This window comes from Psychrobacter sp. CCUG 69069 (assembly GCF_021023115.1).
In the GTDB taxonomy this organism is placed as follows: domain Bacteria; phylum Pseudomonadota; class Gammaproteobacteria; order Pseudomonadales; family Moraxellaceae; genus Psychrobacter; species Psychrobacter namhaensis.
The window spans coordinates 293,076-318,499 of sequence record NZ_QQAI01000001.1; the positions used below are offsets into that span (position 1 = coordinate 293,076).

Annotated in this window: 18 protein-coding genes; 7 read left to right on the forward strand and 11 right to left on the reverse strand. The window is 45.8% G+C overall.

From position 1 onward, the window contains the following. Positions 1-104: 104 nt before the first annotated feature. From DVY93_RS01195 to DVY93_RS01235, 9 genes are all read right to left on the reverse strand, one after another. On the reverse strand, positions 105-1,748 hold the full coding sequence (locus tag DVY93_RS01195; protein ID WP_193005460.1) for a BCCT family transporter: 1,644 nt from the start codon (positions 1,746-1,748) through the stop codon (positions 105-107). 215 nt (positions 1,749-1,963) lie between these two features. Further along, entirely contained in the window at positions 1,964-3,217 is a 1,254-nt protein-coding gene (locus tag DVY93_RS01200) for a PQQ-dependent sugar dehydrogenase (RefSeq protein ID WP_230708450.1), read from the reverse strand. Between the two features lie 192 nt (positions 3,218-3,409). Continuing rightward, positions 3,410-6,007: an ATP-dependent chaperone ClpB gene (clpB, locus tag DVY93_RS01205; RefSeq protein ID WP_193005458.1), complete on the reverse strand. Its 2,598-nt coding sequence runs from the start codon at positions 6,005-6,007 to the stop codon at positions 3,410-3,412. A 606-nt stretch (positions 6,008-6,613) separates the two neighbouring features. Then, positions 6,614-7,405, reverse strand: coding sequence for an SDR family NAD(P)-dependent oxidoreductase (locus DVY93_RS01210; RefSeq protein WP_230708452.1), 792 nt, complete (start codon positions 7,403-7,405; stop codon positions 6,614-6,616). Between the two features lie 37 nt (positions 7,406-7,442). Continuing rightward, a complete protein-coding gene (locus tag DVY93_RS01215; RefSeq protein WP_230708454.1) occupies positions 7,443-9,146 on the reverse strand; it encodes an AMP-binding protein in 1,704 nt (567 codons plus the stop codon). A 251-nt stretch (positions 9,147-9,397) separates the two neighbouring features. Continuing rightward, positions 9,398-10,516 carry a DNA topoisomerase IB gene (locus tag DVY93_RS01220; protein WP_230708456.1) on the reverse strand — a complete coding sequence of 373 codons (1,119 nt, stop codon included), beginning with the start codon at positions 10,514-10,516 and terminating at the stop codon, positions 9,398-9,400. Between the two features lie 356 nt (positions 10,517-10,872). Next, positions 10,873-11,157 carry a pyrimidine/purine nucleoside phosphorylase gene (ppnP, locus tag DVY93_RS01225; protein ID WP_230708458.1) on the reverse strand — a complete coding sequence of 95 codons (285 nt, stop codon included), beginning with the start codon at positions 11,155-11,157 and terminating at the stop codon, positions 10,873-10,875. A 41-nt stretch (positions 11,158-11,198) separates the two neighbouring features. After that, positions 11,199-12,294, reverse strand: a protein-coding gene (prfB, locus tag DVY93_RS01230; RefSeq protein WP_230708460.1) for a peptide chain release factor 2 whose coding sequence is annotated in 2 segments (ribosomal slippage) — positions 11,199-12,221 and positions 12,223-12,294 — 1,095 coding nt in all. Because the reading frame shifts where the segments join, the coding sequence is not laid out codon by codon here. 252 nt (positions 12,295-12,546) lie between these two features. After that, positions 12,547-13,248, reverse strand: a complete 702-nt coding sequence (locus DVY93_RS01235) for an HAD family hydrolase (RefSeq protein ID WP_193005452.1) — start codon at positions 13,246-13,248, stop codon at positions 12,547-12,549. Between the two features lie 200 nt (positions 13,249-13,448). Between DVY93_RS01235 and DVY93_RS01240 the strand changes: the two genes are divergently transcribed. Continuing rightward, the gene (locus tag DVY93_RS01240; RefSeq protein WP_198334625.1) at positions 13,449-13,898 is read left to right on the forward strand and encodes a hypothetical protein; all 450 of its coding nucleotides are present in this window, start codon (positions 13,449-13,451) and stop codon (positions 13,896-13,898) included. Positions 13,899-13,971: 73 nt separating this feature from the next. On the opposite strand, the gene DVY93_RS01245 is transcribed toward DVY93_RS01240, so the two are convergent. Together DVY93_RS01245 and DVY93_RS01250 are read right to left on the reverse strand one after the other, a co-directional pair. Then, complete coding sequence (locus tag DVY93_RS01245) at positions 13,972-14,508, reverse strand: gamma carbonic anhydrase family protein (RefSeq protein ID WP_193005499.1); 537 nt, start codon at positions 14,506-14,508, stop codon at positions 13,972-13,974. 91 nt (positions 14,509-14,599) lie between these two features. Continuing rightward, the gene (locus tag DVY93_RS01250) at positions 14,600-15,907 is read right to left on the reverse strand and encodes an RNA-guided endonuclease InsQ/TnpB family protein (protein WP_230708462.1); all 1,308 of its coding nucleotides are present in this window, start codon (positions 15,905-15,907) and stop codon (positions 14,600-14,602) included. Positions 15,908-16,138: 231 nt separating this feature from the next. Between DVY93_RS01250 and DVY93_RS01255 the strand changes: the two genes are divergently transcribed. From DVY93_RS01255 to DVY93_RS01280, 6 genes are all read left to right on the forward strand, one after another. After that, a complete protein-coding gene (locus DVY93_RS01255; protein ID WP_193005069.1) occupies positions 16,139-16,687 on the forward strand; it encodes a phosphatase PAP2 family protein in 549 nt (182 codons plus the stop codon). Between the two features lie 283 nt (positions 16,688-16,970). Beyond that, entirely contained in the window at positions 16,971-18,212 is a 1,242-nt protein-coding gene (carA, locus tag DVY93_RS01260) for a glutamine-hydrolyzing carbamoyl-phosphate synthase small subunit (protein WP_230708474.1), read from the forward strand. A gap of 138 nt (positions 18,213-18,350) precedes the next feature. Then, positions 18,351-21,614 (forward strand): carbamoyl-phosphate synthase large subunit, encoded by a 3,264-nt coding sequence (gene carB / locus DVY93_RS01265; protein WP_230708478.1) that lies wholly within the window; start codon positions 18,351-18,353, stop codon positions 21,612-21,614. 337 nt (positions 21,615-21,951) lie between these two features. Beyond that, positions 21,952-22,428: a transcription elongation factor GreA gene (greA, locus tag DVY93_RS01270; protein ID WP_193005087.1), complete on the forward strand. Its 477-nt coding sequence runs from the start codon at positions 21,952-21,954 to the stop codon at positions 22,426-22,428. Between the two features lie 382 nt (positions 22,429-22,810). Then, positions 22,811-23,713, forward strand: a complete 903-nt coding sequence (locus tag DVY93_RS01275) for a hypothetical protein (protein WP_193005089.1) — start codon at positions 22,811-22,813, stop codon at positions 23,711-23,713. Positions 23,714-23,875: 162 nt separating this feature from the next. Further along, complete coding sequence (locus DVY93_RS01280; RefSeq protein WP_230708480.1) at positions 23,876-25,282, forward strand: glycosyltransferase; 1,407 nt, start codon at positions 23,876-23,878, stop codon at positions 25,280-25,282. Positions 25,283-25,424: the final 142 nt, after the last annotated feature.

Consider the following 25,424-nt stretch of genomic DNA (forward strand, 5'->3'; position numbering starts at 1 on the left):
CATCTTGCTTCTCAATAAACTCATCTCACTCATTGCAATAAATAAGCCCCAATTTACGAATAAATTGGGGCTTATAGGAACGGCTTGACAGGCTGTTTTACTTATTAGTCACCTTTAACTATCTTAGGCGGCCCTTTTAGTAAATGCTCGTCAACGAACTCATTGGCCGAATTGTGATCCGCTGACTCATCCGTAATAAAGCTCTGCTGAGCGCGATACAAAATCAGACGATCACGACTAAGACCCCGTAATAACGCGTACATCATCACAAACACCACCAACGCAAATGGCAGTCCTGCTACGATGGCAGCCGCCTGTAGTGCCCCCAGTCCACCAGCCGCAAGTAAAATAGCAGCAATAACTCCTTCTGTCGTGGCCCAAAACAAACGCTGGATCTTTGGTGGATTGGTATCGCCACCAGCGGTCAACATATCAATGACAAAACTTGCCGAGTCTGACGACGTCACAAACCAAAGCATGATCATAACCACCACCAGTAACGTAATCGGTTTCGCCAACGGATAGTACTCGACCAATTTAAAGATGGCACTACCGGTATCTGCTTGTACCGCTTCAACCAGTCCTGGACTAATGCCCGTCACAGCAGAAGCAAGCTCCATATGAATCGCAACGCCACCAAAGGTCGTGAACCAAAAGAATAAAATCAGCATAGGGATCAGCAGCACCCCAAGTGTAAACTCACGAATAGTACGACCACGAGAGATACGGGCAATAAATATACCGACGAATGGGGCCCAACTGACCCACCATGCCCAATAAAATATCGTCCAACCACTCTGCCAATCCGTCCCACTATAAGACTCACCCCACGTACCTAGCGATACAACCGATGTGAGATAATTTCCAATATTTTCGATAAAGCTATCAAAGATAAAGAGTGTCGGTCCCAAAATGACCATGAATGCCAATAAAATGACCGTAAACCCAATATTAATGTCACTAAGACGCTTAATACCTTTGTCTAAACCCATCATGACAGAAGCCGCTGCAAGCGCTGTGATAAAAGCAATCAAAGCAAACTGCACAGTGATACTGTTAGGCAGACCAAACAGCTTCTCGAGTCCAGCATTGATCTGCATCACCCCAAGCCCAAGTGAGGTAACCACACCAAACATCGTCCCAAACACTGCCAAGATATCGACCGTGTGCCCCCATCGACCATAAATCCTTTTGCCAAGCAAAGGATATAGTGTCGATCGAATCGATAAAGGTAAGCCACGGCGGAAATGAAAATACGCTAAGGATAACGCCACAACCGTATAAACGGCCCAAGCGTGTAAACCCCAGTGCACAAATGAGATGTTCATCGCTTGCTTTGCTGCCGCCACTGTTTCTGCTTCACCCATTGGCGGTGCCATGAAATGGTACAGTGGCTCTGCGGTACCCCAGTAGACCAAACCAATACCAATACCGGCGGAAAACAACATGCCAATCCATGAAAACAGATTGTACTGTGGTCGCTCGGTTTGATTGCCTAACCGAATGTCACCATAACGGCTCATGGCTAAGTAAATACAGAGTACAAGCGCCACATTGACTAAGATAATAAAAAGCCAACCGAATTTATCGGTAATAAAATTTTGTAAGAAACTAAAGAGTGCCCCTGCTGTTTCGGTAAAAAATGCTCCGAAAATAATAAATCCAATAATCAACAGTGACGATGTAATAAACACAGGTTTACTCACCCGTGGAAAAGGGCCTAAGCGGCCAACTTTTACATGGTCCATTTTTTTATTAGCCTTAATTTTTTAGGAGACTAACCTTAACAAGGTAACTGACAACTATCAAATTTAATTCGAGTATTCACGAGTTCTCTATCGAGAGAACCCGCTTATATTATCCTTGCTATCTCAGACCATACATTACAAAAATAGAGTATCTGGGGAGGAGTACATCCGTAGCAGTCCACCTATCGAATTTTTAGCGGCAAATATAGCGTTGTCTATTTCGGTGACAGTCGTAACAGATTACTGTCGCTACCATCTTCTAACATCCACACCTGCCCATCTACTGCCAGTACACTACGAATACGCTCGCCCATATCATAGCGATAGCGCTCAGAAGCGGTGTTGTCATCATTCACATCAACCACAATAAGGGCTTTCGATGACAATCCACCCATCAGAAAATCACCGCGCCACGCTGGAAAGTCATTGTGCGTGCCAGCCGTATACTTGCTCATGGATGACGGGGAAATCACAGGCGTCCACGAAATCTTTGGCGCGGCAAATTTAGGATGCGTATCATGATCTGGGATTGGCGTACCTGAGTAATTGCGACCATTTGACACCACGGGCCAGCCATAATTATTACCGGACTCAATGAGGTTAAACTCATCGCCGCCCCTTGGACCCATTTCGTGCGCCCATAATCTGCCACTATCATCGAACGCCATGCCCAGTACATTACGGTGACCGATGCTCCAAAATTGAGCAGCCACCTCATTGGAATTGTCTACAAATGGATTGTCTGCGGGCACCGAACCATCAGGATACAACCGAATGATTTTACCCAAATTCATGGACATATCTTGTGCTGGTTCTTTTTTTTGGCGTTCACCTGAGCTGATATATAAGTACTGACCATCAGGTGAAAAGAGTAAGCGGTGACTATAATGAGCTTGCCCTTTCACTTTTGGCTTCTGCTGCCAAATCGATGTAATCTCCTGCAAGCTTGGCGAACTGGTGTTTAATCCCGTCAATCTGGCTTTTATTACCTTGGCACCAAACTTATTGCGCTCGCCGCCTTTGCCCGCTTCTGCATAGCTTATATATAGGTTATTAGAAGTCGCAAAGTCAGGGGCAAGGATAATATCGCCGAGACCACCCTGCCCGCCATAGGCCACGTTCGGTACACCAGTGATGGCTGTTTTAGCGCCTGTTGCGGTGTTGACCACAAACAACTCACCCGACTTTTGCGTCACAAGCAGTTTTAGCGGTTCATTGTCAAGCTTAGGGAGCGCCGTCATGGCCCAAGGCTCAGAAAAAGTAGCAACGGCTTTCGTGGTAAAGGCGGGTTTTTCAGAACTCATTGGTGAGTCTGTAGCAGAGGTTTTTACTTCTTTGTACTCTGTCGATTCTGCATTGGTGCTGACTGCCGATTGATTGGAGCAAGCGGCGTTACTAAACAAGAGCCCTGCTATGATGATCGGCAAGGTTAATGGCGCGCTTATATATTTTTTGGTAGATACCGTCATTTTTTCTTCTCCCTTTATTTTAAATTTGTCCCATTCATTTTACATTTGTACTGTTAAAGCCTATCTTATTTATAGCATAGTAACCGTGTCTAAACGGTAAAAATAATAGTACATCACACAAAAACCCCTTACCTGCGATAGCAAGTAAGGGGTTGATTTTCCTATTTAAAAACAGCCTTGTAGCGTTTAGTATTAGCTCATTCTAAGTTTGTCAAAAACCAGCTTATCATCCGCCCCAACATCGACTTTGATAATGTCACCGGCGACAAAATCACCCGCCAGCAATTTGAGTGACAATGGGTTTTCGATCTCTTGCTGAATGGCACGTTTGAGTGGACGCGCACCATATACAGGATCGTAGCCGACCGCCACTAGCTTGTTCATCGCATCGGCTGATAGTTCGATATCCATCTCACGCTCATGCAAGCGCTTGCGCAATCGATCCAACTGAATGTCAGCGATGCCTGCCATCTGTGACATACCAAGCGGATGGAACACCACAATCTCGTCAATCCGGTTGACGAACTCTGGGCGGAAATGCTGCCCCACCGACTCCATCACCTCAGCTTTGATATCATCATAGCTTTCACCAACCATCTCTTGGATTTTATGCGAACCCAAATTACTGGTCATGATGATAACCGTATTTTTGAAGTCCACCACGCGACCCTGTGAGTCCGTTAAGCGGCCGTCATCCAATACTTGTAGCAAGATATTGAACACATCAGGGTGCGCTTTTTCAACCTCATCAAACAAAATCACACTATAAGGCTTACGGCGTACGGCCTCGGTTAATGCGCCACCTTCTTCATAGCCGACGTACCCTGGAGGCGCACCCACCAAGCGGCTAACACTATGCTTCTCCATGTATTCACTCATGTCGATACGTACGATCGCATCTTCACTATCAAACAAGAAGTTCGCAAGCGACTTGGTCAACTCCGTTTTACCGACACCAGTAGGGCCTAAGAATAAGAACGAGCCTGACGGGCGATTGGGATCAGACAATCCTGCCCGACTACGGCGTACCGCATTGGCTACCGCTTCGACCGCCTCATCTTGACCAATCACACGCTCATGGAGTTTTTCTTCCATTGCGAGCATCTTGTCACGTTCGCCTTGCATCATTTTACTCACAGGGATGCCAGTCGCTGCGGCAACCACTTCAGCAATTTCATTGTCCGTGACTTTATTACGTAGCAGTTTCACAGAGCTGTCTTCACCTGTCTGCTCTTTTTGTTCCGCCAGATCAGACTCCGTAATACGGCGCTCTAACTGCGGAATGGTCTCGTACTGTAGCTTACTCATGGTCTCATAGTCGCCTTCACGACTGGCTTTATCATAAGCAATACGCGCTTTATCCAGCTCGTCTTTTAGCTGCTGACTGCCTTTGACGAGTGCTTTCTCTGCTTGCCAAATCTCGTTGAGATCAGCGTATTCTTTTTCTAGCTCTTCAATTTGCGCATCGAGCACTTTACGCTCTGCTTGTGCGCCCGCGTCTTCTTCATTTTTCAAGACTTCGCGCTGCATTTTCAGCTGAATCAAACGACTGTCCAGCTTACCCAATGCTTCAGGCTTGCTATCCATCTCCATACGTAAGCGGCTGGCTGCCTCATCAATCAAATCAATCGCTTTATCCGGTAGCTTACGATCGGTAATATAACGATGACTCATACGAGCGGCCGCAATAATCGCGCTGTCCTGAATATCAACCCCATGATGCAGCTCATAACGCTCTTTGAGACCACGTAAAATCGCAATAGTGTCTTCAACTGTTGGCTCATCGACCATGACTTTTTGAAAACGACGTTCAAGCGCCGCATCTTTTTCGATATATTGGCGATATTCGTCCAATGTCGTGGCACCAACGCAATGCAGCTCACCACGAGCAAGCGCTGGTTTTAGCATATTGCCCGCATCCATCGCGCCATCTGACTTGCCAGCCCCAACCATCGTGTGCAGCTCATCAATGAACAAGATGACATTGCCTTCTTGCTTGGCCAAGTCGCTGAGCACTGCTTTGAGACGCTCTTCAAACTCACCGCGGAATTTTGCGCCCGCAATCAATGCCCCTAAGTCAAGCGACAGCACTTCTTTACGGCGTAAACCTTCGGGTACATCGCCATTGATGATTTTTTGTGCCAAGCCTTCAACGATAGCCGTTTTACCAACGCCTGGCTCCCCAATCAGCACAGGATTGTTTTTGGTACGACGGGAGAGTACTTGAATGGTACGGCGAATCTCTTCGTCACGGCCAATCACGGGGTCAAGCTTTCCCTGCTCCGCCTGCTCAGTCAGGTTGATCGTATATTTATTCAACGCATCTCGCTGATCTTCAGCATTTTGATTGTTCACTGTCTCATCACCACGCAATTGCTCAATGACCGCTTTTAATTTGCTCGCCGTCACGCCAGCACTTTCAAATATTTTTTTGGTTTCGCCTTGCTCAGCGAGTGCCAACATCACCCACTCAGTAGCAATAAAATCATCACCTTCTTTTTGTGCTTGGCGATCTGCTAAGTTTAGAATTTTTACTGAGTTTGGGTTTAAATTAACGTCGCCTGTCGGCTCGCTAATCGTTGCTTGATTGTCCAATGCCTTTGCCACGCCATTCTTTAACGCTGGGATAGAGGCGCCCGCTTGTTGGCAAATAGACAAGTTGGATTCATCTTGTAGCAATACAGCCAGCAGGTGCACAGGATCTATGCCGGTATGATCGCGGCCTAACGCTAGGCTTTGTGCTTCTTGAATGGCAGATTGCAGTTTTTGGGTAAACTTTTCGAACCTCATTATGGTGTCCTTTTATAATTAGTATTTTTAGTCAGTTGATATGAAATAAGATACTGGAAATACGGTATTTATCACCAATTTTCACAAGTATCCATCACTATTAGCTGTTATCTATATAGGGGGTAACGTGCCAGATTTCAACTCATCTATATAAGCTGTCAACCATAAACAATGACTTATTAGTAAGTAGCAAAAAAACCATTGCTTCGTGGTCTTGTTGCATAGCCTTGTTTCATGGCACATAAACCCCTACTAATTGTGATGATATCATCATAGAACATTAATAGGCACATTAAGCAGGTATTTCAAGAGTATAAATTAAAAACAGTGAGAAGAAGGTTTACTCAATACTACAGAGAAAATAAAGCGTTGATTTAAGAGAAGATCTACCAAAAACTTTGGATAGCAGTTTGGCGCTTATAGGTAAAAAACTGTGTGTATAGGTAAGAAGCTGCGTATAAAAAATGACACAGGCTTGGAGCCTTATCATTAACCCGGGCAGCAGTTAATCATATTATCTCAAAGCGCTATGTCAGTCTTTGTACAAAAGTGATGAATAAAACAAGAAAGATAAACTCAAAGGAAATTGGCAGTGCTTAAAAAGCACTACACCATACGAATCGCTCCGTCTAGACGAATAACCTCGCCGTTTAGATAAGCATTGTCAATGATGTGTGTGACCAATTTGGCAAATTCATTTGGATTACCTAAACGCTTAGGATAAGGCACACCAGCCTCTAACTGCTCACGCGCTTTTTCAGGGATACTTTGCATCATCGGCGTAGCAAAGACACCTGGTGCGATGGTCATGACACGGATACCATGACGCGCAAGCTCACGAGCAAGCGGTAAGGTCAAACCAACCACGCCCGCTTTGGACGAAGCATAACTGGCTTGACCCACTTGACCATCAAAGGCCGCGATAGAAGCTGTGTTAATAATGACACCCTGATCGATGTTATTTTCTACAGTGGCTCCTGCATGACTATCATGAGCCACACGCTTCGCAATACTGGCCGCGACCAAACGCGCGACGTTAAAAGAACCCACAAGGTTGATATTCACCCCGCGACTAAAGGACTCAAGATCCGCTGGATTATTGTCACGATCCAGCAGCTTTTGCACGACAGCGATCCCAGCGCAATTAACCGACCCTTGCAGGCCGCCAAACGCTTTTTCAGCCATATCAACTGCCGCTTGCACCTCATCGCCACGGGTCACATCACAACGGACAAAACGCGCGCTATCACCCAACTCATCGACCAATGCTTGCCCAGCAGAGCCATTGAGATCAGCGATAACGACGTTGCCGCCTTGAGCAATGATGGCACGTACCACTGACTCGCCAAGACCCGATGCGCCACCTGTCACCAAAAAGCTGTGTTGTTCAATTTGCATGATTGTTCCTTACTTTTTTATTTTGAGTTGATTGTGTCTACGCCGCAGACAAACTGCGCAGTAAAAAGCGCTGAATTTTGCCACTGGGTGTCTTTGGTAACTCTGCCACAAACTCAACCTCACGCGGATAAGCATGAGTCGACAAACGTTTGCGTACGAGATCTTGAATTTGCTGAGCAATCTCGTCACTACCCACGATGCCCTCTTTTAGTACCACATACGCCTTGATGGTATGCCCACGCACCTCATCTGGTACACCCACAGCAGCTGACTCCGCGACTGCCTCATGCTCTAACACGGTGTTTTCGACATCGGTGGGACCCACGCGGTAGCCTGCTGTAATGATAATATCGTCATCGCGCCCTGAGAACCAGTAGCTGCCATCACTATGACGCTCGACCACATCACCCGTTAGGTAGTAGTCACCAGCAAACGCCTGCTTTTCATTCCAGCTATAACCACGGAAGTAAAACGCGGGCGATTGACTGACCACAACGGCCAACTGCCCTTGCTCCCCATCAGGCAACACAGTCAAATCATCATCTAGTACCACGAGTGTATGCCCAGGTAGCGCCATACCCATCGAACCCACTGGACAATCATGTACCAGTGCATGATGCTCACAGCACGTCATGCCAGTTTCTGTTTGACCGTACTGATCACATACCTTGCAGTTTAAGTAGGTTTCCACCCAATTGACCACCTCGGTATTTAAAGTCTCTCCTGCTGAGTTGGCGCAGCGTAGCGATAGCTTGGCATTGGCCTCGTCATGAGCGTTCTCAAATACGCCACTAGACTTCATCATGCGAAACGCGGTTGGTGAAGAGGCCAAATTGGTAATCTGATGACGCGCCATAAAGTCACGAGTATTGGTTGCATCAAACCCAGCTTCATTGAAATAAGTAGTGACGCCCAATAATAACGGCCCTGTAATAGCATAGTACAACCCATATGCCCAGCCCGGATCTGCCATATTCCAATAGTGATCCTCTTCGCGTAAGTCAATGGCATAACGCATATACAAATAAAAGGCAGGTAACGCTGCCAACGGGACGCTGACGCCTTTAGATTTCCCCACCGTACCCGAGGTAAACATCTGCAAAAATGGGGCATCAGTATCGAGCAATACAGGTTCTATCGTCTGCGACTGTGCAGCCATGGACTGGCTATAGTGATCATCGCCCCATGTTTGCGCGTCTGCTGCCTCGCCGACCAATACCATTTTGGTTTGCTCAGCCAAGTCTTCAAATTTGCCGCGATTATCGACATTGGTAAAGACGACTTTGGTATCGGCCTTGTCCATCCGGTACTTGATAGAATCGTAGCCAAAAGCGGTAAATAGTGGCTGATACACGGCACCGATACGCCATATTGCTAGTACGATGGTCAACAGCTCAGGCGTACGTGGTAGCATGGTCGCCACCTTATCGCCCGCTTTTACGCCATAAGACTGTAATAAGTTGGCAACTTGCGCACTTGCCTGATCCAGCTCAGCAAAGCTCATGCGCGTCACATTGCCCGCTGTATCTTCATGTACCAGCGCGATGTTATCAGCGCGGCCATCGCGTACATGACGGCCACAACAAGCCATATAGGCATTTAAGCGATCGTCTAAGTGCTCACCAAAGATTTCCGTCAACAGTGTATTCATGTCGAAATTATTATAATAATCGGTATAATTTTTTGGTGTGACTGAAGCATCTGCATCGGTAACAGTAGAGGTTTGAGAGGTGATGTTCATAAGCTAATCCTTTAGCAATAGCAGGTAACGGTTAAAATGGGGTGATGATGGTAAGACGGTCACATCCTATGCCCGTTTGATAGATTCGTATTTAACGTGCTCTATTAGTAACGCATTTCTATAATTATTTCAATACATAACGTATCATTTTTATTTTGTCATCCTATGTGGTTGATAAAACTTATTCATGGATAGGTAAAAGAATGCGTCTAAACGCGCAAATCTGGTGCTTTAACGCCACTACGCGTGCCTTAAACGTCAGCACGCAAAAACCCAAGCAGCGCTTTCTCTTCGCAGTTTTGGTATTGATTGGTATGGCCACGGCGTGCCTGTTTATAAGGCTCGAAAAATTGCCCTGCTAAAAATCGCTCAATAATCCTAGGATTAATATAAGAGGCGCGGCAGACAGCTGGCGTATTGCCTAGCGCTTCTGCCACACTTTTCACCATATCAGTGATCAGTTGTTGGCGCTCATTGCTGTTGGGCGCGCTGGCTAATATGGCTTTGCCTGCGGACGTTTGCAGTTCATCATACAAGTGACTGGCCGCCAAAACACTGGCCATCCACGTACGAAAATCCTTTGCACTGTACATCTCGCCACTGCTGTCATTGGTGCAAATGTGTGTCCGTAGATACTCATTGATGTCGCTACTATCGACGACTTGCTTGTGACCATGCTCATCCAAATACTTAAAAACCTGATAGCCTGGCAAATCAGAGCACGCTTGTACAATCTCAATCAAACGCTCATCTTGCAATTCAACGTGATGCTCCTTGGCACTTTTACCAACGAAATCAAACGCCAGACCCGTGTCCGTTTCACTCACATGCTTACTCCGTAAGGTACTAAGACCGTAGCTTTTATTCAGCTTGGCATAACGGCTATTGCCGATACGTATCAAGGTGGTCTCTAATAATTTGACCACCGCCGCGAGGACATTGGCTCGTGATAGCGGCGTCGCCTCCAAGTCTTTTTCGACTTGGGCACGCAAGTTTGGCAATGCCTCTGCAAACCCTATCATCGCATCAAACTTGGCTTGGTCGCGTACGCGATCCCACTCTGGATGATACAGATACTGTTTACGTGCTTTCTCATCGCGCCCAGTCGATTGCAGGTGACCTTTTTCGTCTTGGCATATCCACACCTCTGTCCACATAGGCGGTATTACCAGCGCCTCAAAGCGCTGACGCAGTGCTTTGTCTTTCACTGTTTTGCCAGTCGCGTCACGATAGGTAAAACCGCGCCCCCAACGCCTGCGCTCGTAGCCTGGCTCATCATCACTAACATAGCGTAAATTCGCTAGCCGAGCCAAGTGTTCATAATCATGGCGCACATCTTGCTTGCCCGTTTGCTCATTTACTTTGGTCATAAAAACACTCGTTTGAGACATTAGACGTTTTAGCTTAATAAACGACGGTTTTTTTTGCTGTTTATTTGCCACGGATAAAGTGTAATCCTGTGTAAAAACCTATTTTGACAATTGGCGCTCATCTTTGGAGGCTTTCAAATTAGTACTAAAAAAAACGCCAAGCGATAAACACTTGGCGTTGATTGTAATAAATACAGCTTTAACCTAAAAAATGCTACTATCAGTACAAAATAGCATGGATACGCTAATATTGACGCGCTGCTGGAATACATTTTGCGCAGCCGCTGTCAGCGTAGACACAGCAAGCAAGTAACCTTTATTTCGCAGCTATGTATCATTTTTATAGTGAATTAACGTTACTTACCATAAACGCATAAGTAAGCCGTTTCTACGTCGACTTTGACGTTGAAGGTTTTATTGGCATCAACGGTAAACTGCTCGCCAGCACTAAACGTTTGCCACTCGTCACCTTCCGGTAGCTTGACGGTCAAGGCTCCGCTGACCACACTCATGGTCTCAAATTCACTGGTGCCAAATTCGTACTCACCAATTTCCATCACCCCAACGGTAGCCGGTTTGGTCGCTGTTTGAAAGGCGATAGACGTTACTTTATCGTCAAAATACTTGTTCACGCTTAGCATAATGTGTCCTTAATGAGATTTTAAATGTTTCAAAGTTATTTTTACAGACCTGCTTTTAAACTCGCTTCAATAAATTGATCAAGGTCACCATCTAACACGGCACCCGTGTTAAAGGTTTCAACGCCCGTACGCAAGTCTTTGATACGCGAGTCATCCAGTACATAAGAGCGTATTTGACTGCCCCAGCCTACGTCAGATTTATTGTCTTCGACCGCTTGCTGTTTTTCCATGCGTTTTTGCATCTCAAGCTCATAGAGCTTAGCACGTAGCATCTTCATCGCGGTGGCTTTGTTGCCGTGTTGGCTACGCTCGTTTTGACAAGTTACTACCACGCCTGAAGGCTCATGGGTGATACGAACGGCAGAGTCAGTGGTGTTCACGTGCTGACCACCGGCACCTGATGAGCGATAAGTATCAATGCGTAAATCTGCTGGATTGATATCAATCTCGACATTATCATCAATTTCAGGAGACACAAAAACCGCAGCAAATGACGTATGACGACCATTATTACTATCAAACGGTGACTTACGGACGAGACGATGCACGCCAATCTCGGTACGAAGCCAACCAAAGGCATAGTCGCCCTTAATCTCAATCGTCGCTGATTTAATCCCAGCAACACTGCCTGCCGATACTTCTATCACATCCACCTTAAAGCCATGTGCTTCGGCCCAGCGTGTATACATCCGCAGCAGCATCTCTGCCCAGTCTTGCGCTTCGGTGCCGCCACTGCCCGACTGAATGTCCAAATAGCAATTGTTCGGGTCCATCTCACCGCTAAACATGCGGCGAAACTCTAAATCAGCCACGCGCGTCTCAGCGTGATCCAGCTCCGCTTGCACATCGGCAAGTAGCGACTCATCTTCAGCTTCTACCGCCAGCTCAAGCATGGCAGACGCATCTTCTAGCGTGGTTTCAAGCGAGACCACCACATCGAGGACCCCATCAAGATGACTTTTTTCTTTATTGATCTTGGTCGCACGCTCTGGATCATTCCAAAGCTCAGGGTTTTCTAACTCTAAATTGACTTCTTCTAGGCGTTCTTGCTTACCATCGAAGTCAAAGATACCTCCGCAAGTCCTGTCCGCGCTCAGACAAGTCTTTGATTTTTTCTTGATACGGGTTGATTTCCATAAATAGTCCTGTGCTTTTTTAATAAAAATAAATAACTATAGTCGGTACAAAATAAAATTGATACGTAAATAGTGACGCGCTGCTGACATAAATGTTGCGCAGCCTCTGTCAGCGTAGACACAGCACGCAAGTAACATTTATATCAGCAGCTATGTTGTATCCTGTTGATAGTGAATGAACGCTAGGGCGCTAGTTTAAATTAGATTGACGCTAAATAGTTGGCTAATTGTGACTCTCCCCACATTAAACACCCTATAGTGACCAATCCTCCACTGCCCAGCGATGCGCTAAGGCATGCGCATGTAGTGCCTCATCAGGTGACACACAGACCGCCACATCGGCCCATTCCAATAATGGAATGTCATTTTTAGAGTCTGAATACGCATAAGTCTTCTCAAACGTTATGCCAGCCACTTGCTGCTTATTTAGCCACTTATCTAAATGATATATCTTACCTGCTTGAAAATTTGGTTTATCGGTGAGCTTACCCGTATAACGCTCATTTTTTATTTCCAGCGGCGTTGCCAATACATTGGCTTTTGCAATACCAAACCGTTTGGCAATCGCAGACACCACAAAATCATTGGTGGCAGAAATAATCACCACATCGTGCCCTTGCTCGATGTGCTGACAGAGCACCTCCATCGCTTTTGGGCGGATATGCGGCTCAATCTCAGACTTGATATAGTCTTCTCTTAGCTCATCAAGCCGATCCAACGGCAAGCTACTCAAAAACTGCGCGACAAATTCGTTGTATTCTGTCGCATCCAGTGTGCCTTCGATATAGTCTTGGTAAAACTTCTGGTTGGCCGTGCGATATTCGGCTTCGTCGACGAGGTTATGCTTGACGATATATTCGCCCCACAGATAGTCGCTATCGACATCGAGCAACGTATGGTCTAAGTCAAAAAGTGCCAGTTCTTTTTGCGCATTTTGGAATTGTGTCGCCTGCATAGAGGTGCCTTAATTTTGTTTATTAAAGAGTGGTATTTTTAATACAAACCATGTTTGTTATAAACGGTTTGGAAAACAGAAACGGTGGTTTTATGAATAAAAAATTTGATGAGTAAGCTTTCAAAACGCTACTGCTTGCCAAGCAACATTATGGTAGCTTACTGTATCTAGCATATTGAATAAAAAGCTCAGAGAACCCTATGCCATCGCCTAATAATAAAACCGATTTGCCGAATAAACCACGTCGACCTGCTCGCTCAATCAGAGAAATCAGACAGCGGCAGTTAGGTAACCGTTATCAGTCACCCTTAGACCGTATGCTTTATGCACTCTTGAACGGAGTCATGTATGGCTTTGGCGGTTTGCTGATCGATCTGGCCATTGTGGTCATTCGCTCAATAGTTGGTATTGGTAACGGCGAGATTTTTTGGTTGTTCACGCCTTTTATGTTGCTACTTGGCGCTTTAATGGGGTTCATCGTTGGCAAATCCGCTGGGGCAGAAAGCATTAACGCACTAAATATCGATGAAACAGCCAATAACAATAATTATCTCAACAACTACTCTGTACGCCATGATATTTTTCGCGGACTTATCATTGGCATTATCATTTTTGCCATTATTTGGCTGGTGATGATGCTGATGACTTAACGCCTAAAAAATATAAAAAGATCGCCCAATATCACCCACTCACTTTTTATACGACTCCGCTATTGGCTAACGCTTAGCTTGGCATGGCGATTTCTTTTAGGCCCGTTTTGAACTTCTGGCAGCGCTCAGCATAGTGCTCCGCTGACATTCTCAACATAGCAGCTTGCTCATCGGTCAGTGTTTTGACGACTTTGGCAGGCGAGCCCATGACAAGAGAATTATCGGGAATCTCTTTACCTTCGGTGACCAAAGCATTGGCACCAATGATACAGTTTTTGCCAATTTTGGCATGGTTTAGCACGATCGCCCCAATACCGATCAAACTATTATCGCCGATTTCGCAGCCATGGAGCATCGCTAAATGACCAATGGTGACATAGTTGCCAACTTTTACCTCAATACCCGCATCGGTATGGATAACGCTGTTTTCCTGCACGTTGCTATAGTCACCAATGTGGACGCGTTCGTTATCACCGCGAATCACTGCGCCAAACCAAACACTGGCTTGATGACCCAAATATACATCACCCATCACTTGAGCTGAGTCTGCCACCCAACCGTTAAATGGCACGGCAAATTCAGGCACTTTGTCTAAATACTGATAAATCATAGTTTTTTCCTCATTAAGGATAATGGGCTTTTTTGACATACTCCCACCACTTTCGCCAAGCTCAAGTGGGGGATTCTAAAAGCCTAAGCTCTTAGGCGACTTTCTCACGAATGTCACTTGTTTTCTGTTTCATCGGGCGACCTTTATTGCATCCTCCCTCCGCAGACAAAACGGCATGTCCTGCCGATAAAATATTACGAGCTGCATTAATATCAGCGTTGGCTTTATGACCACATTTGACGCACTCGAATTTTGCTTGAGTTTGTCTATTTTCCTTGGCGATATGCTGACAGTTAAAACAGGTTTGGCTGGTGTAGCGTGGGTTTACTTTGATCAGTAATCCACCGCGCCATTGCTGCTTGTACTCAAGCATATTGACCATCATACCCCAGCCTTGATCTAAAATGGATTTGTTTAACCCTGACTTGGCTTTGACCTGACGGCCTTTGTTCTCCATCGACCCACTTGCTGATGTCGACATATTGGCGACTTTTAAATCCTCACAAGCAATCATGGCGTGGTTTTTGCTGATGCTGGTGGTGAGTTTGTGCAAGTAGTCCTGTCTGACATTGGCGATATGATGGTGTAGTTTTTGAATCTTATGCTTTTGCTTTTTCCAGTTTTCACTGAATGTTACTTTTTTTGCCAACCCTCGTTGCAGCTTGGCAAGTTTGATCTGGTTGGCTTTAAAGCTGTTCTTGGGTTTGATAACCTCACCGTTTGAGGTGGTGAGTAGTTTGGTGATGCCCATGTCCAAGCCAATGGCGCTTGTGGCAGGGTGACGAGGGGTCTGTGCCAGTTCGCGCTCAGTGCCAAATGACACGTACCAGTGACCTGATTTTTTGCTGATGGTGACGTTTTTAATCGTGCCGATGATGTCTTGTGATTTTCTGAATTTCACCAAGCCAATACCATTAGGTAGTTTGACTCGGTTGCCCTCAATACGGCAGTACTTATCAAACTGAACCAAGCGAATGGAGTCACGCCCATCGGATTTGCGCTTAAATTGTGGCATTAGAGGTCGATGCTGGATCTCCGTGCCATCAGCCAGTTTAAAGAACTTGGGTTTACGAGGTTTGTTTTTATTTTCTTTTAATCTGGCGTGTACTTTGGGGTCAAAGAATCGTGACCAAGCTGCTGCTAAGTCACGTACCTTTTGTTGTAAGGACACGGCATTAGAGCTAGATTTCAGAAAGGCAAAATCAGGATTGTTCTTTAAACTAACGATTTTATTAACGAGGTTGGTGGCATTGATAAACTCATTTTTAGCAAATATCTCAAACGATATTGCCAGCATTTGATTCCAAACAAAACGTGCTGAGCCGACAAGATTATTTAAGATAATCTCCTGCTCTGCATTAGGCTCAAGCCTAAATTTGTACGCTTTGTTGATTTTCATAGTGCCGATTCACTGTGTTTTTTAAAATAATTTCTAAAATTTATTATAGCTTATTTCAGTATATAGTTTTTATGACTATATAATAAACACTAAGCGAAATTCACCGCCACCCTAATATCGGGTGGAGTCCTCTTTCGCGGTTTTGATAGTACAATCCGCTAAAGCAGTCGCCTTGAGTACTTTGATCACTACGACAAAGCAGCAGCCAAAATTATGCTTAGGAATCATACAATGCAGCACAAAAAATATACCTCCACCATAGTGTTAGCAAGTAGCTTGGTGGTGGCCGCACCCTGTTATGCAGCCGATACCTCTGATGTGGAACGAGCAGGTGATATTATTGCTCTCACCATACCTGCCATTGCCTACGGGAGCACTTATCACATGAATGATAAGCAGGGTCGTCAGCAATTTTATCAGTCGTTTGCAGCCAATCTTGCCGTAACTTATGCTCTAAAGTCAACCGTTGATAAAGAACGACCCGATAGCAGTGATAACGATTCATTCCCTTCAGGACACACTTCTATAGCGTTCCAAGGCGCAAGCTTTATCCACAAACGCTATGGGCTAGAATATAGTATTCCTGCCTATGTTGGTGCAAGCTTTGTGGGTTATAGCCGCGTTCAAGCAGACAAACATGACGTGGCTGATGTACTGGCTGGTGCAGCGCTAGGAGTGGCCAGCAGCGTGTATTTGACAAAAAGCTATAATGATCAACTGATAGTCACCACCAATCTTGCCCCTGATTATTATGGACTTTCTGTGCATTACCAGTTTTAATCGCTATGTTTGCCTTTAACGCTAGCCATACCAGCCTATTTTGTATATAATACGCAAAATCTGTGCCTAAGCGAGCGGACATGATGCAAGTTACCTATTCACTATCTAGTGGGTTTTGTAGTTTTCATCTTTAATGTCTTCTCGCTTTTTTGTGGAAAATTTTTGGGTTTGCCGCTTTTTTTATGTTTATTTAGCTGCCGTTAGATAGATCTAAAAAGTCACTTTCTTCAAAATTTTGAACGCAAAAAGTCACGATACTCACACATAATAGCGGAGGCAATCCTTGAATTCATCGACAGAAATACAAGCAATTTTGGCACTAGCAGACGGTACGATCTTTCGCGGTGTCAGTATCGGCAGCCTTGGTCATCGTGTCGGTGAGGTGGTGTTTAATACAGCCATGACAGGGTACCAAGAAATCCTAACCGATCCCAGTTATGCACGCCAGCTCGTGACCCTCACCTATCCACACATTGGCAACACAGGCACCAATGCCGAGGACACTGAGTCTGGTAATGGTCATCAAGTGTGGGCAGACGGCCTCATCATTCGTGATGCGACAATGGCAACGTCAAACTTCCGCAACTCAGAGTCACTAAGCGACTATCTACAGCGTCATAATACCGTCGCTATCGCTGAAATTGACACACGTCAGTTGACACGCCTGTTACGCGATAAAGGGGCGCAGAACGGTTGTATCATGACTGCGTCAAATGGTGAGACAATCAGCGCTGATGACGAGCAAAAAGCGATTGAGCTGGCACAAGGGTTTGCTGGCCTAAAAGGCATGGACTTGGCAAAAGAGTGCTGTACCAAGGACAGCTTTGAATGGACAGCGGGCAGCTGGGATCTATCAGACACTCTACTCAACCGTGACGTACCGGGTAGTCACGACAGCGGTACTGGTGGATTCTTTAAGCAGCTTGGCACCCATGTTGACGCAAAATACAATGTCGTCGCTTACGACTTCGGTAGCAAAACCAATATCTTGCGTATGCTTGTCGACCGTGGTTGTCATGTGACAGTCGTACCAGCGCAAACACCAATCAAAGACGTATTAGCGATGAACCCAGATGGTATCTTCTTATCAAATGGCCCAGGCGACCCTGCTGCTTGTGATTACGCGATCGATAGCGTCCGTCACATCATTGAAGAAACAGATATCCCAACCTTCGGTATTTGCTTAGGCCACCAGCTGATTGGTCTTGCCAGCGGTGCTAGCACCATCAAAATGAAAACCGGTCATCATGGTGCCAACCATCCGGTACAAGACTTAGCCGCTGGTACGGTCATGATTACCAGTCAAAACCACGGTTTTGCGGTTGATGAAGACACGCTCCCTGACAATGTCAAATCCACGCATCGCTCACTATTTGATGGTACCAACCAAGGGATTGAGCTGACCAATAAGCCCGTCTTTAGCTTCCAAGGTCACCCAGAAGCCAGCCCTGGCCCGCACGACTGTGCGCCATTGTTTGATAAATTTGCTGAGATGATGGAAAAGGCTAAAACTGCCCAAACTTAAATGTTCATTATAACTTGATAATAAGTCATGCTTGAATCGCTAAAAGCGGTTTGAGCAGTACTGTAAATATAAAACGCCATAAGCTTTATTAAAAATAGAGATTCATTAAAATATCACCCAACGAAGGTAGCCCTAACTATGCCAAAACGTACCGACATCAAAAGCATTCTTATCATTGGCGCAGGCCCTATCGTCATCGGTCAAGCATGTGAGTTTGACTACTCAGGCGCGCAGGCGTGTAAAGCACTAAAAGAAGAAGGCTACCGCGTCATCTTGGTCAACTCAAACCCTGCGACCATCATGACCGACCCTGTCATGGCAGACGCCACCTATATCGAGCCGATTACCTGGCAGACGGTTGAGCAAATCATTGCCAAAGAGCGCCCTGATGCCATCTTGCCAACCATGGGCGGACAGACGGCGCTAAACTGTGCTCTAGAGTTGGACAAGCATGGCGTGTTAACCAAGTACAATTGCGAGCTGATTGGCGCGACCAAAGACTCGATTGAGATGGCAGAAGATCGCAACTTATTTGACCAAGCCATGAAGCGTATTGGTCTTGAGTGTCCACGTGCTGAAACGGCTGAAACCATGGAAGAGGCCTTTGCGACTCAAGAGAAAATGGGCTATCCGTGTATCATTCGTCCCTCATTCACCATGGGCGGCTCAGGAGGCGGTATCGCGTACAACCGCGATGAGTTTATTGAGATTTGTGAGCGAGGCTTTGACTTATCACCGAACCATCAACTACTGATCGATGAGTCCTTAATCGGTTGGAAAGAGTACGAGATGGAAGTGGTTCGTGACAAAAACGACAACTGCATCATCATTTGTGCCATCGAAAACTTTGATCCAATGGGTGTACACACGGGCGACTCGATCACCGTGGCACCAGCGCAAACATTGACCGATAAAGAATATCAAATCATGCGTAATGCGTCTTTAGCAGTACTGCGTGAGATCGGTGTGGAAACGGGCGGTTCAAACGTCCAGTTCGGTATCAACCCTGACACAGGCCGCATGGTCGTCATCGAGATGAACCCACGTGTGTCACGCTCCTCTGCCCTCGCCTCAAAAGCCACTGGTTTCCCGATTGCCAAAATCGCTGCCAAACTGGCCATTGGTTACACGCTAGATGAATTGCAAAACGACATCACTGGTGGTAAAACGCCAGCAAGCTTTGAGCCTGCCCTTGATTATGTGGTCACTAAGATACCGCGTTTTAACTTTGAAAAATTCCCACAAGCGGATAACATCCTATCGACGCAGATGAAGTCGGTCGGTGAAGTCATGGCGATTGGTCGTAATTTCCAAGAATCGATGCAAAAAGCACTGCGCGGTATGGAAACGGGTGCCGATGGTTTTGATGAGCAAATTGACTTATCGAAAGTGAGCGTTGAAAAAGCTCGTTCTGAAATCATTAACCGCCTAACCATCCCAACGCCTGAACGCATTTACTACGTCGCGGATGCTTTTCGCGTCGGTATGAGTGTCGATGAAGTGTTTAACTTCACCAAGATTGACCCTTGGTTCTTGGTACAGATTGAAGACATTGTCAAAACAGAAGCCACCGTAAAATCACTCGGCTTTGGTGGTCTGAACGAGAAAAACCTCCGTAGCTTTAAGCGTAAAGGCTTGTCAGATCTACGGTTGGCCAAACTGCTTGGTGTCTCACAAAAGCAGCTACGCACCAAACGTTGGGACTTGAACGTTTATCCAGTCTATAAGCGTGTGGATACGTGTGCAGCAGAATTTGCCACCAGCACTGCTTATATGTACTCGACGTACGATAGCGAGTGTGAAGCCAACCCAACAGATAACAAAAAAATCATGGTCATCGGTGGCGGTCCTAACCGTATCGGTCAAGGCATCGAGTTTGACTACTGCTGTGTGCACGCAGCGCTTGCCATGCGCGCTGATGGTTACGAGACCATCATGGTCAACTGTAACCCTGAAACGGTTTCAACCGATTATGATACCTCTGATCGCTTGTATTTCGAGCCAATCACGCTTGAAGATGTGCTTGAGATTGTCCGTATCGAGAACCCTGACGGTGTGATTGTCCAGTTCGGTGGTCAAACACCATTGAAGCTTGCGCGTGCATTAGAATCAGCTGGCGTTAAAATCATTGGTACCAGCCCTGACGCTATCGACCGCGCAGAAGACCGCGAGCGCTTCCAGCATATGATTCAGCAGCTCAACCTAGTGCAACCATCAAACGCCCTAGCAACCAGCTTAGAAGACGGCTTGGTCAAAGCAAAAGACGTGGGCTATCCATTGGTTGTCCGCCCCTCTTATGTATTGGGCGGCCGTGCCATGGAAATCGTCTATAACGAAGAGGAACTCAGACACTACTTGCGCACTGCCGTCCAAGCGTCAAATGAAGCACCAGTATTGCTAGATCGCTTCTTAGATGACGCTATCGAAGTCGATGTGGATTGTGTCTGTGATGGTACCGACGTCGTCATCGGCGGTATCATGCAACATATCGAACAGGCAGGCGTCCACTCTGGTGACTCAGCTTGCTCATTGCCGCCTTACTCGCTGTCTGATGAGCTGTGTGACGTGATGCGCGCACAAACGGTCGCCATGGCAAAAGAGCTTGGTGTGATTGGCTTAATGAACGTACAGTTCGCGGTAAAAGGTGAAACGGTTTATATCTTAGAAGTGAACCCACGTGCTGCCCGTACCGTGCCATTCGTTTCTAAATGTATCGGTACTTCCTTAGCGCAAGTCGCGGCTCGCTGTATGGCTGGCACGTCGCTTAAAGACCAAGGATTTACGACTGAGATCGTTCCTGCGTTTTATGCGGTCAAAGAAGCGGTATTCCCGTTTGCCAAGTTCCCAGGTGTGGACCCTATCTTGAGCCCTGAGATGAAATCAACGGGTGAAGTCATGGGCGTGGGCAAAACCTTTGGCGAAGCATTTTACAAAGCCATAATCGGTAGTAACGAGCGCTTGCCAGGTCTACCTACTGAGGGCGAGACCAAGACCGTCTTTATCTCAGTTCGTGACAGTGACAAAGCGCAAATTGCTCCTATTGCCCGCCAGCTTGCCGACTTTGGCTTTAACATCGTGTCAACGACAGGGACGCAAAAAGTACTGAGCGACGCAGGTATTGAGTGTAAGCAAATTAACAAAGTCACTGAAGGTCGCCCACATATCGTCGATGCCTTGAAAAATGGCAAAATCGATCTTATTATCAATACGACTGAAGGCAAGCAAGCACAAGAAGATTCTTTCTCTATCCGCCGTAGCGCCCTACAAAGCAAAGTGTTCTATGTCACCACCTTAGGGGCGGCAGATGCGGTCTGTAAATCTTATGCGATTGACTTACCGTTTGAAGTTTACAAACTGCAAGATTTACATGAACAAGCAAAGACTATTGACGTGGCTGAATAATTTCAGTAGATTAAGCATAACTGTCAGGCTTATGTAAAAGCTTATGCGAAACCTGTTATGGGTTTTTATATGACAATAGTGCTTTAAAAAAATAATACCTTTAAAAAGACAGACCTAAAAGCATAGTGGCTAAACTGCGACTATGCTTTTTATTACATAAGGTTCAGTACGCCTCAGTTTATGAGTATATATGCTCATACATGACAGGGCGTTTACAGTTTATACAGCCTGAACCTCACTCTTTTTATATTTCATACTCATTGCAACAACGCTAACACCATCTCACTATTCGCTAAGAGTAGGAGATGGTGTGGTGTTATTGGTTTAAGGAAAAAACATGCAACGTTATCCCATGACTCCGCAAGGACATGCGGCTTTAGAAGCCGAATTAAAACAGTTAAAAAGTGTCGACCGTCCACGCATTACCGCTTCTATCGCTGAAGCCCGCGAACACGGCGATTTAAAAGAAAACGCTGAGTATCACGCAGCACGCGAACAACAAGGTTTTTGTGAAGCGCGTATCCGTGATATCGAAGCCAAACTCGGTGCGGCCCAAGTCATCGACCCAACCACTCTACCAAAAGATGGTCGTGTGGTATTCGGTGTGAGCGTCATCATCGAAAACATGGACACTGAAGAAGAAAAACAGTACAAAATCGTTGGTGATGATGAGGCCGACTTTAAAGCGGGCAAAATCTCAGTCAACTCACCCATCGCTCGCGGCCTTATTGGTAAGTTTGAAGGCGATGAAGTGCGTATCGAAACCCCAAAGGGTGTGGTCGAGTACGAAATAATGAAAGTCATATATGATTAGTTTTTCTGACTGTCACAAATTTTGTGATAAAGACGCTTTGATAGCAGTCGCTTCTGACAGTGTATAAAACCGTCGTTGGTTTAGACAGTAAGCAAAACTAACACAAAGTATCGTTATTTATAGCGTAGTAGTTACACAATGCTGCTGTTCTACTCAAATATTTTTAGCGCATAATTACTTGAGTAGAGATTGCTTAGCCGTTTGGTTGGGTATCGGGCAAAAAATAATGATGGCTTAGTAAATGCCAGTATTGGCCTTTATCCATACTAATCCCCTTGTTATTTGACGTGCTGGTCATGTTAAGTAACAAGGGGTTTTCTTGTCTAAGCGTTATTTATTTGCTGTTTCATTGACTGTTATTTTAAAGGAGTCTTTTATGGTCATGCGCGTTGATACATCAACAGGCATTATTACTACCAAAAAAACAAGTGCCCAAACCACATCCATAACCACAGCCATGTTTTTAATGTTAGCAGGTATAGCCCTCGCGGCTTCTACAGCCAATGCTGCGCCTGAAATCGCCATTAACTCGACAGCAGGCAGCAGCACTACCGTCGTTGAACAGTATTCTGATGGCAAAACAGCCATCATCACTGCCACACCGAATGGTATCACCATGCGAGATGGTATGCCTTATTCAGTAACTCAAGTCACCACTGTCCCACGCTATGTCGTCCGGCAAAGTGGCACTAATAACACGGTCATGATGCAAGGCCGCACCACTGTCACTAGTGTGCCTGTGTCCAATCAGGTTACCCATAAAGTTACCAAGGTCGATGTCATCTCCACGCCTATCAATACCGTAACTCAAGTGTTACCAGTTACGACCCATGTCACGCCGCAACCAATCAGCAATCAAATCACCACAACGACTTCTTTAGACGCCCTGCAACTAACACCAACATTTAGTACGCCTGATATCGTCAACGCCCAAACCAAGGTCATGAAAATCTTAAAAAATAGCGCTGGCCGTGAAGTCGCAGTTCCTGCCAATCATATCGCGCCAGGTGATATCATTGAATACCATACCACTTATACTAATACGACAACTCAGCCAGTAAACGACATCAATGCGATGGTTTCGTTACCAAATGGCATACAGCTACTATCATTAAATAGCCCGTTGCCAACGCTTGCGACCACGGGTGGCAACCGTTATCAAACCATTCAACAAGTTGGCAAGACCACCGTCATTCAAGAGAGCTATTCTGGTCTTAAGTGGAATTTGGTAAATCTCGACCCTAATGCCACACAAACCGTGGTTATACGAGCAAAGGTTCAGTAGCCGTAAAGCGACCCTTAAAGTATTGAGAATAGATAACGACTACGCCTAAAAAAGGCCTTGCGTACTCAAGGCCTTTTTTAGTGCGTGAAGGTTGAGTTTTAATCACTTTTAACTGACAATAGCAGCTTGATATTATTATATTAACTGGTGACCCACGCTATTATGAAAGTTATGCGCTTACTGTCGTCCTTAAAGCATGATGAATCCGAGCGCGGTATTTTTCATCTTGGACGCGCCTTGGTCAAAAACGAGCATACCTCCATCATCGTCTCCAGCGCTGATGAGGACAATGATTTGGTGAAACGCCTAAAGCGTGACGGGAATATATATCATCAGCTGCACATGAATAAAAAGTCTTGGCTGTCACTACTGCAAGTCACCGCACTGCGCCGGCTGATTGAAAAATACGATCCTGACGTTATTCATGTACATTCGCGCACGCCTGCATGGATACTACATTTAGCCCTACGCCGCGCGCGTGTCAAGCGCATGCCAAAACTGGTCTCAACCATGTATGGCTTTTATCCTATCAATAAATATTCACAAGCACTGCTTGCTGTCGACACCATCATTACGGTGTCTGATAGTGTGACCAATTATCTAAAAAAAGGGCTACGTCTTGAAGACGCGGACCCTAAAACCATTAAACGAATCTATCGCGGGGTCGATACTCGCCGCTACCCTTACCGACATAACCCTTCAGTCTATTGGTTACGGCACACTTTCGCTGAATACCCTGAGCTTGAGCATAAGAAGTGGCTAGTGTTTCCCACGGTCATCGGTAACGAGTACGGCCAAGAGTGGTTGATTGATATTTTGGGCAATTTACAAGAGCAGTTCCCTAATATCCACGTCATTATTATGGATGAGGATTACAGAGATGATGACGTCGCTCATGAGGACTTTCGTCAGCGTACCAATGCACTAGGTTTGGCTGAATGCATCACTTATGTAGGCAGCAAACGTAACGACATGCGTGAGTGGCTCTCAGCAGCGAATATCGTGATGGCGCTCGCTAATGAGCCTGAATCGATTGGTATCAATGCCCTACAAGCGATTCATTTAGGCACGCCTGTTATTGGTTGGGACCAAGCGGCCTTTAGTGAGATTCTACAGCCGCTCTATCCGCAAGGTCTGGTTAAAAAGTACAACGCCAAAGCCCTATGTAAGGCCGTTAAAAACCAATTAGAAAGCGTCACGCGTCCTGAAATGACAAATAAATTCACCATGCGCGAGATGATTGAAGAAACCCTAGCCGTCTATCAAGATCTGTACGACATAGCGCTAGCAGAAGAACAAGCCGAAACCGATGCCGCAGCAGTAAATAGAATCAAAAGAAGCTTAAAAAAACCCTCTGACTCTATCCGTAAGTCGCCTGATACAAACGCTGCGACCACCACTCTACAGCCTGAGCCTCCAAATAAAGACGCTAAAGTCAAGCTGCTAAAAAAAACGCCTAAAACGACAAATAAGTCCAAGATGCCAACTGACTCAGACACCGTTCAAGACGATAGCAGCCAAAAAAGTATCGTTCAAAAAGGTATCATTCAAAACAACAAAGATCTATAAGTCTAGGTCTATCATCAATTCATTTTGACCTAAATATGATAATTTATTTCAGGACGGGACAGTTCAGAAAAAAAGCCTAACATTGCATGTTAGGCTTTTGTTTTGAAGGACAACTTATTTAAAAACGTCTCTCATTAACAAT